12 protein-coding genes and 2 tRNA genes are annotated in these 15114 nt (G+C 69.0%); 12 read left to right on the forward strand and 2 right to left on the reverse strand.

The window, feature by feature from the left end; genetic code table 11:
- Positions 1-40: 40 nt before the first annotated feature.
- The 3 genes from dnaG (at position 41) to MWM45_RS05570 (ending at position 3740) form a co-directional block, all read left to right on the forward strand.
- Complete coding sequence (gene dnaG, locus MWM45_RS05560; protein ID WP_247828595.1) at positions 41-1981, forward strand: DNA primase; 1941 nt, start codon at positions 41-43, stop codon at positions 1979-1981.
- A gap of 54 nt (positions 1982-2035) precedes the next feature.
- Positions 2036-2108, forward strand: a tRNA-Asn gene (locus MWM45_RS05565).
- 114 nt (positions 2109-2222) lie between these two features.
- On the forward strand, positions 2223-3740 hold the full coding sequence (locus tag MWM45_RS05570) for an SDR family oxidoreductase (protein WP_247828596.1): 1518 nt from the start codon (positions 2223-2225) through the stop codon (positions 3738-3740).
- A gap of 36 nt (positions 3741-3776) precedes the next feature.
- Here the strand turns inward: MWM45_RS05570 and MWM45_RS05575 are convergent, their stop codons facing one another.
- Positions 3777-5006: a multidrug effflux MFS transporter gene (locus MWM45_RS05575; RefSeq protein WP_247828597.1), complete on the reverse strand. Its 1230-nt coding sequence runs from the start codon at positions 5004-5006 to the stop codon at positions 3777-3779.
- A 304-nt stretch (positions 5007-5310) separates the two neighbouring features.
- Between MWM45_RS05575 and MWM45_RS05580 the strand changes: the two genes are divergently transcribed.
- The 7 genes from MWM45_RS05580 to MWM45_RS05610 all read left to right on the forward strand — a co-directional run bounded on the left by MWM45_RS05580 (position 5311) and on the right by MWM45_RS05610 (position 12116).
- Complete coding sequence (locus tag MWM45_RS05580) at positions 5311-6747, forward strand: sugar porter family MFS transporter (protein WP_247828598.1); 1437 nt, start codon at positions 5311-5313, stop codon at positions 6745-6747.
- Between the two features lie 158 nt (positions 6748-6905).
- Positions 6906-7712 carry a phage holin family protein gene (locus MWM45_RS05585; RefSeq protein ID WP_247828599.1) on the forward strand — a complete coding sequence of 269 codons (807 nt, stop codon included), beginning with the start codon at positions 6906-6908 and terminating at the stop codon, positions 7710-7712.
- Positions 7713-7816: 104 nt separating this feature from the next.
- Positions 7817-8440, forward strand: coding sequence for a CDP-alcohol phosphatidyltransferase family protein (locus MWM45_RS05590; RefSeq protein ID WP_247829147.1), 624 nt, complete (start codon positions 7817-7819; stop codon positions 8438-8440).
- A complete protein-coding gene (locus tag MWM45_RS05595; RefSeq protein ID WP_247828600.1) occupies positions 8428-9303 on the forward strand; it encodes a DMT family transporter in 876 nt (291 codons plus the stop codon). The genes MWM45_RS05590 and MWM45_RS05595 overlap by 13 nt, the downstream gene beginning before the upstream one ends.
- 51 nt (positions 9304-9354) lie before the next feature.
- On the forward strand, positions 9355-10584 hold the full coding sequence (locus MWM45_RS05600; protein ID WP_247828601.1) for a glycosyltransferase: 1230 nt from the start codon (positions 9355-9357) through the stop codon (positions 10582-10584).
- A gap of 62 nt (positions 10585-10646) precedes the next feature.
- A tRNA-Ile gene (locus tag MWM45_RS05605) sits at positions 10647-10720 on the forward strand.
- Between the two features lie 205 nt (positions 10721-10925).
- Positions 10926-12116, forward strand: coding sequence for an acyl-CoA dehydrogenase family protein (locus MWM45_RS05610; protein WP_247829148.1), 1191 nt, complete (start codon positions 10926-10928; stop codon positions 12114-12116).
- Here MWM45_RS05610 and MWM45_RS05615 read toward each other — a convergent pair.
- On the reverse strand, positions 12113-12928 hold the full coding sequence (locus MWM45_RS05615) for a murein hydrolase activator EnvC family protein (protein WP_247828602.1): 816 nt from the start codon (positions 12926-12928) through the stop codon (positions 12113-12115). The genes MWM45_RS05610 and MWM45_RS05615 overlap by 4 nt on opposite strands.
- Before the next feature lie 288 nt (positions 12929-13216).
- Between MWM45_RS05615 and rpsB the strand changes: the two genes are divergently transcribed.
- Both rpsB and tsf read left to right on the forward strand, forming a co-directional pair.
- Positions 13217-14173, forward strand: a complete 957-nt coding sequence (gene rpsB, locus MWM45_RS05620; protein ID WP_247828603.1) for a 30S ribosomal protein S2 — start codon at positions 13217-13219, stop codon at positions 14171-14173.
- Positions 14174-14249: 76 nt separating this feature from the next.
- Positions 14250-15086: a translation elongation factor Ts gene (gene tsf, locus MWM45_RS05625; protein WP_043447389.1), complete on the forward strand. Its 837-nt coding sequence runs from the start codon at positions 14250-14252 to the stop codon at positions 15084-15086.
- Positions 15087-15114: the final 28 nt, after the last annotated feature.

Raw genomic sequence — 15114 nt, forward strand, 5'->3', positions numbered from 1 at the left:
GACGGTCGGAGAGTCGGTGGGGCGGGCCTAAACTGGGGGCATGGCCGGACTCATCAAACGCGAAGACATCGATGAGGTACGCCAGCGCACGGACATCAAGGAGGTCGTCGAGGCCTATGTCACGCTGAAGTCCGCGGGCATCGGCTCGTGGAAGGGCCTGTGCCCGTTCCACGACGAGCGGTCGCCGTCCTTCCACGTGCGGCCGCAGATGGGCTCGTACCACTGCTTCGGCTGCGGCGAGGGCGGGGACGTCATCAGCTTCGCGCAGAGGCTGGACCACACCTCCTTCAGCGAGACGGTGGAGAAGCTCGCCGCGCGGATCGGCTTCGAGCTGCACTACGAGGACGGCGGGACCGGGCCGCGCCGCGAGGACGTGGGCCGGCGGCAGCGGCTCCTGGACGCGCACAAGATCGCCGCCGAGTTCTTCCGCGACCAGCTCCTCACGCCGGGCGCCGGCACGGCCCGCCAGTTCCTGCAGGATCGCGGCTTCGACCGCGAGGCGGCCGCGCACTTCGGCGTCGGCTACGCACCCCAGGGCTGGGACGGCCTGCTCAACCACCTCACGGGGCGCGGCTTCACGCTCGACGAGCTGAAGCTCACGGGCATGTTCAGCGCCTCCTCGAGCAACGCCGGGCGCTTCTACGACCGGTTCCGGGGGCGCCTGATCTGGCCCATCCGCGACATCACCGGGGACACCGTGGGCTTCGGTGCGCGCAAGCTCTTCGAGGACGACCAGGGGCCCAAGTACCTCAACACCCCGGAGACCTCGCTCTACAAGAAGTCCCAGGTGCTGTACGGCATCGACCTCGCCAAACGGGACATCGCGAAGAACCGGCAGCTCGTGGTCGTCGAGGGGTACACGGATGTCATGGCCTGCCACCTGGCGGGCGTGGGCACCGCCGTCGCCACGTGCGGCACGGCGTTCGGCACGGACCACATCAAGATCGCCCGCCGGCTCCTGTCCGACGACGGCACCGGCGGCGAGGTGATCTTCACGTTCGACGGCGACGCCGCGGGCCAGAAGGCCGCGCTACGTGCGTTCGAGGAGGACCAGCGGTTCAACTCGCAGACCTATGTGGCCGTCGAGGCCTCCGGCGCGGATCCGTGCGAACTGCGCCAGACCCGGGGCGACGACGCCGTGCGGGAGCTCATCGCCGACCGTCGGCCGCTGTTCGAGTTCGCGATCAAGGCGTCGTTCGCCAACTTCGACCTCTCCTCCGGTGAGGGCCAGGTCAAGGCGCTGCGCCATGCAGCCCCGATCGTCGCGCAGATCCGCGACGTGTCGCTGCGGTCCACCTACACGAGGGAGCTCTCCCGCTGGCTCGGGATGCAGTACGTGGGGGAGGACCAGGTGGCACGGGCGGTGTCCGCGGCCGCGCGCCGGGACACCTCGTCCTCGGCCGGCGGGCGCCGGCAGGGGCAGCAGGCCCACCAGTCCCACCAGGGGGGCCAGTCCGGGAACGCGGCGTCCGGCGGTCCCGGTGCGGTGCCGTCGGAGGAGCCGTTCTTCGAGCGGCCGGACCCCCGGGACCCGATCGCCCGCATGGAGCGGGAGGCGCTCGAGGTGGTGCTGCAGCAGCCCACGCTCCTCACGGCGCCCCAGTGGGAGAGCTTCTCGACCATGCACTTCGCCGTCCCGGTCTACGAGGCGCTCCACAACGCCGTCCTCGCCGCGGGCGCGGCCGGTACGGAGCTGTCGCGCTGGGTGGAGTCGGTGCGCGACGGCGTGCCGGACGTGCTGCGCCCCCTCGTGAGCGAACTGGCGGTCCGGCCGCTCCCGGCCAAGGACGCCGACGCCATGGTGAGCTACTGCCGGGACATCCTGAACCGGCTCACCGAGCTGCGGATCACGCAGCAGAAGGCGGAGAAGCTCGGGCAGCTCCAGCGCATGGATCCCGCGGCCGATCCGGCCCTCTACAACCAGCTGCAGAGGGACCTGATGGAGCTCGAGATGCAGCGGCGGCAGCTCCGCGAGGAGTGAGCCCGGGCCGATTTCACTTCGCTGCCCGGGGTATGTAAAGTAGAGACCGCGCTTTCCTCCGTAGCTCAATTGGCAGAGCATTCGACTGTTAATCGAAGGGTTACTGGTTCAAGTCCAGTCGGAGGAGCAACGAAGGGCCGGTGGCCAGGGTCGAGACCCGGGCCGCCGGCCCTTTTCCTTTGCCCGGGTGCAGCAGGACCGCTTCCGGAAACCTGTCAGGGGGCAGGCGTAGGCTTCGGCCATGAACACTGAAGGTACTGACGGCAAGCTCATCCTGGTCACCGGGGCCACGGGGTACATCGGCGGTCGGCTCGTGACGAAGCTGGTCGCCGAGGGCCGCCGGGTCCGCGTCATCGTCCGGTCCCCCCAGAAGCTCAAGGACGTCCCCTGGGCGGGATCCGTCGAGATCGTGGAGGGCGACCTGCAGGACCGCGAGGTCATGCGCACGGTCACCCGGGGCGTCGACACGCTCTACTACCTCGTCCACTCCATGGGGTCCGGACGGAACTTCGACCAGCGCGAGGCGGACATCGCCACCACGGTCTCCGAGGCCGCCACCGCCGCGGGGGTGCGCCGCATCGTGTACCTGGGCGGCCTCCACCCCGAGGGCGTGGAGCTGTCCACCCACATGCGCTCACGCACGCAGGTCGGCACGATCCTCCTCGAATCCGGGACGCCGACGATCGCCTTCCAGGCCGGCGTGGTCATCGGGTCGGGATCGGCGTCGTTCGAGATGATCCGCCACCTGTCCGACGTCCTCCCCGTCATGCCCGCGCCCAAATGGGTCCTGAACCACATCGAGCCGATCGCGGTCCGCGACGTCATCCACTACCTCATCGGGGCGCTCGACCTCCCCGAGGGCCTGAACCGGACGTTCGACCTGGGGTCCCGCGAGGTACTCACCTACGCCGAGATGATGAACCAGTACGCCGAGGCCGCCGGGCTGCCGCGCCGCAAGATCCTCGCGCTGCCGGTCCTGACGCCGCGCCTGGCCGGGCACTGGGTCAATCTCGTCACTCCCATCCCGCGGGCGATGGCCATGCCGCTCATCGAATCCCTGCAGCACGACGCCGTCACCGCCGAACACGACATCGACCCGTACATCGCCGTGCCCGAGGGCGGGCTCACGGGCTACCGTCGGGCGGTGGACCTGGCACTCGGCAAGATGCGCGGGGGAGAGGTGGAGACGAGCTGGGCCGGTGCCACGCAGGTGGACGCCGAGGCCGACCCGCTCCCCTCGGATCCGCAGTGGGCCGGCCATACGGTCTTCACCGACGTCCAGACCTACAGCTCGAGCGCCTCTCCGGAGAAGCTGTGGACCGTGGTCGAGGGGATCGGCGGCGAGAACGGCTGGTACTCGTGGCCCGTGGGCTGGGCGGCCCGCGGCTGGATGGACAAGCTCGCCGGCGGCGTGGGCCTCCGGCGTGGACGGCGGGACGCCAAGGAGCTCCTCACGGGCGAGGCCCTGGACTTCTGGCGGGTGGAGGAGATCGTCCGCGGCAAGCGCCTGAGGCTCCGCGCGGAGATGAAGGTGCCCGGCAGGGCGTGGCTCGAGTTCAGGGTGGAGCCGGACGGCTCCGGCAGTTCCCTCTACCAGCGGGCGGTCTTCTTCCCGCAGGGGCTCTCCGGGCGGCTGTACTGGCTGGCCGTGCTGCCCTTCCACGGTTTCATCTTCAAGTCGATGGCACGCAACATCGCGACGACGGCGGAAGGCCTGCCCTCGGAATCAGGGTCGGCGTCCGAGACCACGGCGGCCTGAGGCGGGTCCCCTGCAGTGGCGCGCGCTGACGCCGCGCTACTGCAGGGCGGGGACGGTCCTCGGCCGGACGACCGCCCAGAGGAACACCACGCCCAGGGCGATGCACGCGGCCATCACGACGGCCATGGGGGTGGCGGATTCGATGCCCTCACCCAGCAGGCCGACGAGCGGCGAGATCAGGCCCGCCGTCCCGAAGGTCACCGCACCCAGGAGGGACGCCGCCGTGCCGGCCTGCGCTCCGTTGTTGATGAGTGCCAGGACCTGGACGCACGGGAAGACGAAGCCCGTGGCCATGATGTAGAACCACAGCGGCACGGCCGTACCCCAGAAGCCGAAGCCCAGCTGGTCGAAGGCGATGATGAGGATCGCCATGGTCAGCTGGACGATCGTCGCCGTCGCGATGACCCACTGCGGGCCCACGCGCCGGAGGACGCGCGCACTGATCTGCACGCCGGCGACGATGCCGAGCGAGTTGACGGCGAACAGCAGCCCGTACTGCTGCTCGTTCAGCCCGTAGGGGCCCTGGAACAGGAAGGGCGAGGCCGAGAGGTAGGAGAACAGCCCGGAGAAGTTCATGCCGCCGACCAGCAGGATGCCGATGAAGATGCGGTCGCTCAGGACCGTCCGGTAGCGCTGGGCCACGGTGAGGCCGGACCGGCGGCGGTTCTCCCGGGGGAGGGTCTCGATGATGAACAGCGAGACAGCGGTGATGACCAGCACGCCGTAGCCGGCGAGGAACCAGAAGATGCCGGGCCAGGGGAAGAGCAGCAGCAGTTGGGAGCCGATCACCGGGGCGAAGATGGGCGCCATGCCGTTGACGAGCGCCATGTAGGACAGCATGCGGACGAGGGTGTAGCCGCCGAAGAGGTCGCGCACCATGGCCATCGCGACCACCCCGCCGCCCGCGGCTCCCATGCCCTGGAGGACGCGGAACAGCATGAGCGTGTTGATGTCCTCGGAGGACGCTGCGCCGATGGAGGCACCGACGTGCAGCGTGGTCGCGAAGATCAGGGGCAGGCGACGGCCGATCTTGTCGCTGAGCGGTCCCACGAGGAGCTGTCCGCCCGCGAAGCCGATGATCGTTCCCGTCAGCGTCAGCTGGATGGCTGCCTCGGAGACCCCGAGGTCCGACCGCAGGGCCGGGAAGGCGGGCAGGTACAGGTCGATCGTGAACGGCCCGAGGGCGGTCAGGGTGCCGAGGATGACCACGTAGATGATCTTCTCGCGGCGGGAGAGGGCGTCGCCGGGATGGGTGGTGGTGCTCACGCTGGTGCTCAAGATGCTGCCTAACGGAAAACGGTGGTGCGGCCGGGGTTCTGATCGGTGGAGCAGGGGATGCATCGACTGCGGCGGCGGCCCGGCGACGACGGCGGAGCGGCTCGCGACGTGCAGCAGGTCGTCCACGGTGGGACGATTTGGTTGCTGCGGCGAATCAACGGTGTTCCTATCGTACGACCCCCGTCAACCCTCGCACCGTCCCGGGTCGCGGCCCGGGCGGCGGATGCGCTGCTAAGCAGGCTTCGGATTGACGTAGGGTGTTGAAGGGCCGAACGAGCAGGGAGAACCAAGCATGAGCGAGCACGACGTCGATACGGAGACCACGGAGCCGCCGCGGCATCTCGCACGGGTCATCGGCATCACGATGGCCGCCGCCGTCGGGGGCCTCCTGTTCGGGTTCGACACGGCCGTCATCAACGGTGCGGTCGATTCGATCCAGGCCGACTTCGGGTTGAGCGCGAGCGTCCTCGGGTTCACCGTCGCCATCACGCTGCTCGGCTGTGCCGCGGGCGCCTGGTTCGCCGGGGGGCTCGCCGACCGCTGGGGGCGCAAGAAGGTGATGATCGCGGCAGCCTTCCTGTTCACGATCAACTCCGTCGGATCGGCCTTCGCCGTCTCCGAGTGGGACCTCATGGCCTGGCGCCTCGTCGGAGGTCTGGCGATCGGTATCGCCTCCGTCATCGTCCCCGGGTACATCGCCGAGATCGCGCCGTCGAAATGGCGCGGGGGACTGGCTTCGGTGCAGCAGCTCGCCATCACGATTGGCATCTTCGTCGCACTCCTCTCCGACGCCTCGTTCGCCAGTGCCGCCGGCGGCGCCGGGAACGAGTTCTGGTGGGGCCTGTCCGCCTGGCGCTGGATGCTCCTGGTCGGTGTGCTCCCCGCCGTCGTCTACGGCGTCCTCGCGCTGATCATCCCCGAGTCGCCGCAGTTCCTCATCCGTGCCGACCGGGACAAGGACGCCGCCCGCATCCTGTCGCGCGTCTCTGGTGTCAGGGACACCGAGGGCAAGATCCGCCAGATCCGGGAGAGCTTCGAGCGCGAGGACCGTGCGAGCTACCGGGACCTGCGTGGTCCCGCGCTGGGGCTGCAGCCCATCCTGTGGGTCGGCATGGCCATCGCGGCGCTCCAGCAGCTCGTCGGCATCAACGCGATCTTCTACTACTCCACGACGCTGTGGAAGTCGGTGGGCTTCAGCGAGAGCGACTCCTTCACGACGTCGGTGATCACCTCGATCATCAACGTCACCATGACGTTCGTCGCCATCTTCTTCGTCGACCGCATCGGGCGCCGCAAGCTGCTGCTCGCCGGATCCATCGGCATGACGGTCGGACTGCTCGCGGCGACCCTCGCGTTCCTCCAGGCGGAGGGCACCGGCGAGGACGTCGCACTGCCCGGGGTCTGGGGCCCGGTCGCCCTCGTGGGCGCGAACCTCTTCGTCATCTTCTTCGCCGCCACCTGGGGCCCGGTCATGTGGGTCACGCTCGGCGAGATGTTCCCCAACCGCATCCGTTCGATCGCCCTCGGCGTCGCGACGATGGTCAACTGGGTCTTCAACTTCATCGTCACCCTCACCTTCCCGTGGGTCAGCGCCAACCTCGGCCTGTGGGTCATGTACGCGGCCTTCACGGTCTTCGCCGTCGTGTCCTTCGTGTTCGTCAGGACCAGGCTCCCCGAGTTCGCGGGCAAGGACCTCGAGGACAACGCCGAGCTCGCGTCGGCACGATGACGGGCGCCGGGGAATGCAGGGCGGGCGGCGGTACCGCATGGGGGCGCATCGTGCTCCCGGCGACGCCGGGACCGGCGGGCGGCTGACGTGCCCGGGCCCGATGGTAATTTTGGTTCAGCGAATGTCCAGCAAGACACACACGAATGGAGGCAGGGCCTATGAACAGCTCGGCTAGTACGCGCGGCAAGCGGTCCACAGGCTCACTCTCGCTCTACGGACTGGTCAGGCTGCTTGCGCGCCTGACGCCGAAGCAGGTCAGCGACGAGGTCTCGATCGCCCTCGAGCAGATGAAGCGGAAGGGCACGAAGGCCGGCATCGCTGCCGCCTTCCTCGTCGTCGCCCTGGTCTTCATGCTGTTCTTCGCCGTCGCGCTCGTCGTCGCGGCCATCATGGGCCTCGCGGAGATCATGCCCGCCTGGCTGGCAGCCCTGCTGGTGGCGCTGATCTTCCTCGTCATCGGCGGCATCCTCGCGCTGATCGGGGTCTCCCGCCTCAAGAAGCAGCTCCCGCTGGTGCCCGAGGACGCGATCCGCGGCATCCGCTACGACCTCGGCGTGCTCAAGGAGGGCCGCAGCTTCGACCCGGCCACCCTGGACATCAAGAAGCCCAAGGAGGAGAAGAAGCCCAAGGACGCCGACAAGGACACCCAGCCGAAGGAGCCCACGCCCTCCTACGAGGAGCTGCGCGGCCGCACCGGCGAGCGCCGGATGCACATCGCCGACGCCCGCGATTCCCTCGGTGCGCGCGTGGACGTCAAGGCACGCGTCGACAAGGCTCGGCACCGCTCGCCCCAGGGCGCGCAGACGGTCGGCAGCCCGACCGCCGGCGACAGGACCGCGGCAGTCGCCGTCCGGCGCGACGTCCCCCTCAACACGAGCCTGGCCGACCGCTGGAAGCCGCTGAGTGTCCTCGCCGCGTCCGTCGCGGCGATGCTCGTCATGCTGCGCCGCCTCCTCAGCAAGTAACAGCGAGTCCGACCGACCGACGGCCGGTCCGCCGATCCCCGCCCGCGAGCGGGGGACGGGGGGCCGGCCGTCTGCCTGCATAATGGGACGGGGAGGCACGGGTGATGAGACTGATCGGGGCTGGAGGACGGCCGGGTGGCGATGCCACGGTACTGACGACGGCCTGGACCCTGCCCAACCTCGTCACCATCGTCCGGTTCCTCGGCGTCCCGCTGTTCGTGTGGTTCATCACGCAGCAACGCTACGGCGCGGCCGTGATCACGCTCGTGGTGATCGGTTCGACCGACTGGGTCGACGGGTACCTCGCCCGGCGGCTCAACCAGGTGTCCGTCGTCGGGAAGTGGCTCGACCCGGTCGCCGACCGCACCGCCCTGATCGTGGTGGCGGTGACCTTCGTCGTCGACGGTATCGCCCCCGCCTGGCTCGTCTGGACCATCGTCATCCCGGACCTCATCCTCATCATCAACGCACTCGTCCTCTTCCGCGGGCCGCTGCACCTCCCCGTCATCACGGTCGGGAAGATCCGGACCGCGCTGCTGCTGGTCGGAGCGCCGCTGCTCCTGCTGCACGAGGTCGAGGGCTTCGAGCAGGACTGGATCTCCGGTCTCGCCCAGGTCCTGCTCGCCGCGGGGTGCGTCCTGCACCTCGTCGCGTTCGTGGCCTACTTCATGGCAGCACACCGCAAGTACCGGCTGGAGCGGGCCGAGCAGCAGTCGTGCCCGCCCTAGCCATCGCGCTCGCGCTGCTCGGCGCGGTCTTCCTCGCGTTCGGAGCGCAGCGCCAGGGCAGCGCCGTCCGGGCGAACACGGGCGGACTGAACCTCAGCTCGTCAGGCTTCACCCGCCTCCTCACCAACCCGCGCTGGCTGTTCGGGCTCCTCCTGCTCGTCACGGGGACAGCGCTGAACGTGATCGCCCTGTCGCTCGCCAGCCTGACGGTGGTGCAGCCCATCGGGGCCATCGCGCTCGTCATCACCACGATCGTCAACTCCCGGGACCAGGGCATCCGCCTCAACCGCCCCACCGTCGCCGCGATCACCGCGTGCGTGGCGGGCAGCGCCCTCTTCGTCGTCCTCGCCGTGAACGTCACCCGCGAGAACCACGCGATCGAGCCGGCCCAGGAACTGTCGGTGGTGCTCCTGCTGGCGGCCGCGGTCCTGCTGTTCGGTTCCCTGGCCGTGGTGGGCCGCCACCGCCTCAACGCCTTCGCCTACATCCTGGGGGCCGGCGTCCTCTTCGGGTTCGTCGCCGTCCTGACCAAGATCGTGGCGGGCCACCTGCTCGAGCCGAACGGCCGGTTCCTGCTCAATGTCCCGATCACCACCCTGCTGGCCCTCGCCGCCGCCGTGGCACTGGGAATCTGGTTCGTGCAGAGCGCCTACGCGACGGGCCCGCCCGACCTCGTCATCGCAGGCCTCACCGTGATCGACCCGATCGTCGGCATCGCCGTGGGCATCACCATCCTCGACGAACTCCAGCCCGATGTCCGGACGGTGACCGCGTTGGGCATGGGCGCGGCAGCCCTCGTTGCTATTGTTGGGGTCGTTGCCCTGGCCCGACACCACCCCGACGTCGTGAAGCGGCAGCGCTGATCCGCCCCATCGAAGCACTTGTCCAGCACACCGACGTAGGGATCCCCTTCCGTGAGTTACCCGGCTGATTCCAAGCCCCTGACCATCCTGATCGCCGCGGACACCTACCCGCCCAACGTGAACGGTGCGGCGCAGTTCGGCTACCGGCTGGCGAAGGGGATGTCAGGACGCGGCCACGCGGTGCACGTCCTCGCTCCGCGCCCCTCCAACGGCCCGAGCGTCACCGAGCCGGACGGCGACTGGTCCGTCCACCGCCTCCGCTCGCACAGCGTCCCCACGCACGACTACTGGCGCATCTGCTACCCCTGGGAGATCAAGCGTGACATCAGCCTGCTCTTCGACCGCGTCCAGCCCGACGTCGTCCACATCCAGTGCCACTACATGGTGGGGCAGTACGCGCTGTACGAGGCTGTGCAGCGGGGCATCCGGGTCGTGGCCACCAACCACTTCATGCCGGAGAACATCAACCCCTTCCTGCCCTTCCCCGAGTGGTTCAAGAGGATCGTGGCGAAGAACTCGTGGCGCGACATGGGCAGGGTGATGGGCAAGGCCGCCGCCGTCACCACCCCGACGCCGCTGGCCGCGAAGGCCATGCACGACCACGCCTTCCTGCGCGAGGTGCTGCCCGTCTCCAACGGCATCGATGCCGCAGCCTACGAGGTCCGGCCGGGCGAGGTCATCGAACCGAACGAGCACCCGACGGTCCTCTTCGTGGGCCGGCTCGCCGAGGAGAAGCACATCGACGTGCTGATCGACGCCGTCGCCGGGACCCCCGAGCACCTCGACGTGCACCTCGAGATCGTGGGAGGTGGCGAGGTGAAGCCGGCGCTGCAGGCGCAGGCCGCACGTCTCGGCATCAGCGACCGCGTCTCGTTCCGCGGCCTGATCGACGACGAGGAACTGCGCCGGAGCTACATCCGGGCGTCGCTGTTCTGCCAGCCGGGTACCGCCGAGCTGCAGTCACTCGTCACCCTCGAGGCGATGTCCGCGTCCACGCCCGTGCTGCTCGCCAACGCCATGGCGCTGCCGCACCTGGTGTCCGACGGCGAGAACGGCTACCTGTTCGAGCCGGGGAACGCCGACGAGCTGGGCAAGCGCATCACGGAGATCCTCAGCCTCTCCCGCGAGGAGCAGCAGGAGATGGGCGCCGTGAGCCGGGCCATGGTGGGCAAGCACGACATCAACGCGACGCTGGAGACGTTCGAGGGCCTGTACTACGGGACCCTCTCCTCGCAGCCCCCCGCCCCCCGTGAAGCGGATGTCCCCGTCCGCATACAATAAAACCTGCGTCCGCTGCCGGGACGGTCGTCCCGGCAGCGGCGCACCAGGGGCCCCGCTCCCTGGGGGCTGTAGCTCAGCTGGTTAGAGCAGCGGACTCATAATCCGTTTGTCCTGGGTTCAAGCCCCAGCAGCCCTACGCACCCGGTCGACGACGACCCCACGGATGCGCCGCCCTCCAGGGACGGCGCATCCGTCGTTCCCCGATCCATCGATCATGGCCCGGCGGTGCCACTGGCGCCCTAAGTTACCCGCGGGTAACATTGGGGCGTGGGCGCGTGCCCATTCAGGACTCAGTGGTCGAGGAACAGCTGGTCGCCGACGACCAGAGTGAGGGGCATCCCATGAGCAGGACGACGATCGACATCGACAACCTCCCGTACGCCGACGGCGACTTCTTCGCCTTCGAGGAGCTGCTGTCCGACAAGGAGCGCTCCCGGCTGCAGGAGATCCGGGGCTGGCTCACCCGCGAGGTCCGCCCGCATGCCGTCGACTGGTGGAACAAGGGCGTCTTCCCCCAGGACCTCATCCCGAAGATCGCCGAGCTGGACCCGATGAGCCCGGTCTACCGCCAGGGCTACTCCAACCTCTTCGCCGGCATCACCCATGCCGAGTTCACCCGCGCCGACACCTCGTTCGCGACCTTCATGGGTGTCCACGACGGGCTCTTCACGGGCTCCATCGAGGCCCTCGCCTCGAAGGAGCAGCAGGAGGAATGGCTGCCGGACATCTACGCGATGAAGAAGATCGGCGCCTTCGGACTCACCGAGCCGCTCGGCGGCTCCGACGTCGCCGGCGGGACCCGGACGACGGCGCGCCGGGACGGCGGTTCGTGGGTGCTCAACGGCGCCAAGCGGTGGATCGGCAACGCCACGTTCTCCGACTGGGTGGTCATCTACGCGCGGGACCTCGCGGACAACCAGGTCAAGGGCTTCATGGTGGACACCACGCTCCCGGGCTTCTCCTCCTCCAAGATCGAGAACAAGATCGCCCTGCGCACCGTCGAGAACGCGGACATCGTCCTCGACGACGTGGTCGTCTCCGACGACTTCCACCTGAAGGGCGCCAACAGCTTCCGCGACACGAACAAGGTCCTCAAGGTCACACGCCTGGCCGTCGGCTGGCAGGCCGTCGGCCAGCAGCTCGCCGCCTTCGACGTCGCCCGCCGGTACGCCGTGGAGCGCGAGCAGTTCGGACGGCCGATCGCCAGCTTCCAGCTCGTCCAGCAGCAGCTGGTGCTGATCCTGGGCAACGCCATGAGTTCCATGGGCATGATGGTGCGGCTGTCCCAGCTCGAGGACGCGGGCAGGGCGAAGGACGAGCAGTCCGCCCTCGCCAAGGCGTTCACCACGGCGCGCATGCGCGAGAGCGTCGCGGCGGGACGCAACATCCTCGGAGGCAACGGGATCGTCGTCGACTACGAGATGGCGAAGATCTTCTCCGACGCCGAGGCGATCTACTCCTACGAGGGCACGCAGGAGATCAACACCCTCGTGGCCGGCCGGTCGATCACGGGCATCGCCGCGTTCGTCTAGGCTCCACCGAGTGGCAGCAGTACCGACGGTCGCCGGTCCGTCACGAAGGACAGCGGGTCCACGTACTCGCCGTCCTCGCGGACACCCCAGTGGAGGCACGGCTCTCCGCAGTGCACCCGACCGGGCCCGCGGGCGGGGCCGTCCGCAGGGTGGGCGTCGAGCGTGGCCACCACCTGCCCCCGGGCGACGCGCACGCCCCGGGACAGCTCCGTGGAGACGGGCTCGAAGCTGCTGATCCGACCACCGCCGTGGTCGATCGAGAGGATGCCCCGGTCCACCACCGTTCCCGCGAAGGACACGACGCCGTCCGCCGGACTCACCACCCGGACGGGTCCGCCGGCGCCGGTGGACAGGTCGACGCCCCGGTGCCCGCGTTTCCACTTCTGCGGCGGCCTCTCGAACGGGCGCAGCACCTCGGGTACAGGCTCCAGGGGCCACGACCACTCCGGCACGAACGGTGCCGGACCGGTCCCCTCGCCGACACCCGACGTGGAGGCAGGGGCAGCAGCGGACGCGGCAGCGGAAGCAGGGGGAGGGATCTCGACTCCGGGCAGGACGCCGACCAGCACTGCGAGGAGGGCGACGACCACGGCGCGGACGGCATGCCCGCGGGGACCGGCGCGACGACGCCGTGCCCGGGGTGTCGGAGGATCAGGGGGACGGGGCATGGCTCCAGTCTGGATCGCCCGTCCGCCGGGGACGCCGGCCGGCGCCCGTATGTGGACATCGCGCAGGGGAGCGGAGGGGATGCGCACCCGCGGGAGGGCCGCCGGGACCGCCGCCCGGCCGTCCTCGTCGGCCTGATCCGGCATGGTCGCTGTAGTACACTGGACACAGCAGTCTGCTGCTCCCACACCCGCGTGCCCCGGCATCGATGGGGCGTGGAATCCGCAGGCTGACTACGCGTATCTGTGATTCAGCGCCGACGTACGGCGCCGAAGTGCCCACCCTGCGGTCCGGACCAGTCCGGTAGGGGAGGGCATGTCCATCCGACGACCGGGTACCAGGACGTACCGGCCACCCCGGCCGGCACCGAGACAACCGTCAACAAGCTTCAGGCGGCGCACCGCGCCCGAGCCGAAGCTGAAGAAAGGCATGACATGCCAGTCGTAACCATGCGCCAGCTGCTCGACAGCGGCGTCCACTTCGGTCACCAGACCCGCCGTTGGAACCCGAAGATGAAGCGCTTCATCTTCACCGAGCGCAACGGCATCTACATCATCGATCTCCAGCAGTCGCTGGGCTACATCGACCGCGCCTACGAGTTCGTCAAGGCCACCGTCGCCCACGGCGGCACCGTGCTCTTCGTCGGCACCAAGAAGCAGGCCCAGGAAGCGATCGCCGACCAGGCGACGCGCGTCGGCCAGCCCTACGTCAACCAGCGTTGGCTCGGCGGCATGCTCACCAACTTCCAGACGGTCTCCAAGCGCATCCAGCGCATGAAGGAACTCGAAGAGATCGACTTCGACGACGTCGCCGGTTCGGGCCACACCAAGAAGGAGCTCCTGCTCCTCAAGCGTGAGCTCACGAAGCTGCAGAGCAACCTCGGTGGTATCCGCAACCTGACCAAGGCCCCCTCGGTCGTGTGGGTCGTCGATACCAAGAAGGAGCACCTCGCCATCGACGAGGCGAAGAAGCTCAACATCCCCGTCGTCGCGATCCTCGACACCAACTGCGATCCCGACGAGGTGGACTTCCCGATCCCGGGCAACGACGACGCCATCCGCGCCGTCAACCTGCTGACGCGGGTCGTCGCCGACGCCGTGGCCGAGGGCCTCATGGCCCGCCACAACCGTTCGGGCAACAACGAGGCCGCTGCCGACGAGCCCATGGCCGAGTGGGAGCGTGAACTGCTCCAGGGCAACTCCGCCGCTGCCGCGCCCGAGGCGACCGAAGCCGCAGCTCCCGACGCTGCAGCCGAAACCCCCGCCGCCGAGGCCCCCGCCGCCGAGGCTCCCGCCGTCGAGGAGGCGCCCGCAGGCCTGCAGGCTCCCATCGCCGAGGAAGTCCCCGAAGCAGTAGCTCCCGCCACGGAAGCCGCCAGCGACACCAAGTAGTCCTCGATGCGTAAGGGGTGTGGGTCAAACCATGCCCCTTACGCATGTTCCGATCCACCTCAACTTAGGAGTTCATATGGCAAATTTCACTGCCGCTGACATCAAGGCCCTGCGCGAGCGCACGGGCGCAGGCATGATGGACGTCAAGAAGGCCCTCGACGAGGCCAACGGCGACGCCGACAAGGCCCTGGAACTGATCCGCATCAAGGGCCTCAAGGGTGCCACCAAGCGCGAAGGCCGTTCGACCGCCGAGGGCCTCGTCGCCGCTCGCGTCGACGGCAACGTCGGTGTCATGATCGAGGTCAACTGCGAGACCGACTTCGTCGCCAAGGCAGGCCCCTTCATCGAGTTCTCCAACAAGGTGCTCGGTGCGGCCGTCGAGTCCGGCGCCACCGACGTCGAGTCCCTCCTGGCCTTCGAGCTGGACGGCAAGCCCGTCTCCGAGCACGTCATCGAAGCCGGCGCGCTGCTCGGCGAGAAGGTCGACGTCCGCCGCGTCGCCCGCATCGAAGGCCAGATCGTCGATGCCTACCTGCACAAGACGTCCAAGGACCTCCCCGCCCAGGTCGGCGTGCTCTTCGCCGTCGAGGGTTCGGGCGACGCCGCCGTCACGGCGACGCACGACGTGGCCGTCCACATCGCCGCGTACTCGCCCACCTACCTGACGCGCGAGGACGTCCCCGCCGAGCTCGTCGAGTCGGAGCGTCGCATCGCCGACGAGACGGCCCGTGCCGAGGGCAAGCCCGAGCAGGCCCTGGCGAAGATCGTCGAAGGGCGCCTGACCGGCTTCTTCAAGGAGGGTGTCCTGGTCGACCAGGCATTCGCCAAGGACGCGAAGAAGTCCGTTGCCGCGGTCCTCACCGAGGCCGACGCCAAGGCCACGGCCTTCGCACGGTTCCGCGTCGGAGCCTAGTCCTCCAGGCCAGGTCGACAGCACGACG

The organism is Arthrobacter antioxidans, from assembly GCF_023100725.1.
In the GTDB taxonomy this organism is placed as follows: domain Bacteria; phylum Actinomycetota; class Actinomycetes; order Actinomycetales; family Micrococcaceae; genus Arthrobacter_D; species Arthrobacter_D antioxidans.

Coding starts and splice junctions, on each gene's coding strand:
- MWM45_RS05585 (WP_247828599.1), top strand. CDS start 6,906: ATGAACAGCTCGGCTAGTACGCGCGGCAAGCGGTCCACAGGCTCACTC.
- rpsB (WP_247828603.1), top strand. CDS start 13,217: ATGCCAGTCGTAACCATGCGCCAGCTGCTCGACAGCGGCGTCCACTTC.
- MWM45_RS05570 (WP_247828596.1), top strand. CDS start 2,223: ATGAACACTGAAGGTACTGACGGCAAGCTCATCCTGGTCACCGGGGCC.
- MWM45_RS05590 (WP_247829147.1), top strand. CDS start 7,817: ATGAGACTGATCGGGGCTGGAGGACGGCCGGGTGGCGATGCCACGGTA.
- tsf (WP_043447389.1), top strand. CDS start 14,250: ATGGCAAATTTCACTGCCGCTGACATCAAGGCCCTGCGCGAGCGCACG.
- MWM45_RS05580 (WP_247828598.1), top strand. CDS start 5,311: ATGAGCGAGCACGACGTCGATACGGAGACCACGGAGCCGCCGCGGCAT.
- dnaG (WP_247828595.1), top strand. CDS start 41: ATGGCCGGACTCATCAAACGCGAAGACATCGATGAGGTACGCCAGCGC.
- MWM45_RS05615 (WP_247828602.1), bottom strand. CDS start 12,928: ATGCCGGATCAGGCCGACGAGGACGGCCGGGCGGCGGTCCCGGCGGCC.
- MWM45_RS05610 (WP_247829148.1), top strand. CDS start 10,926: ATGAGCAGGACGACGATCGACATCGACAACCTCCCGTACGCCGACGGC.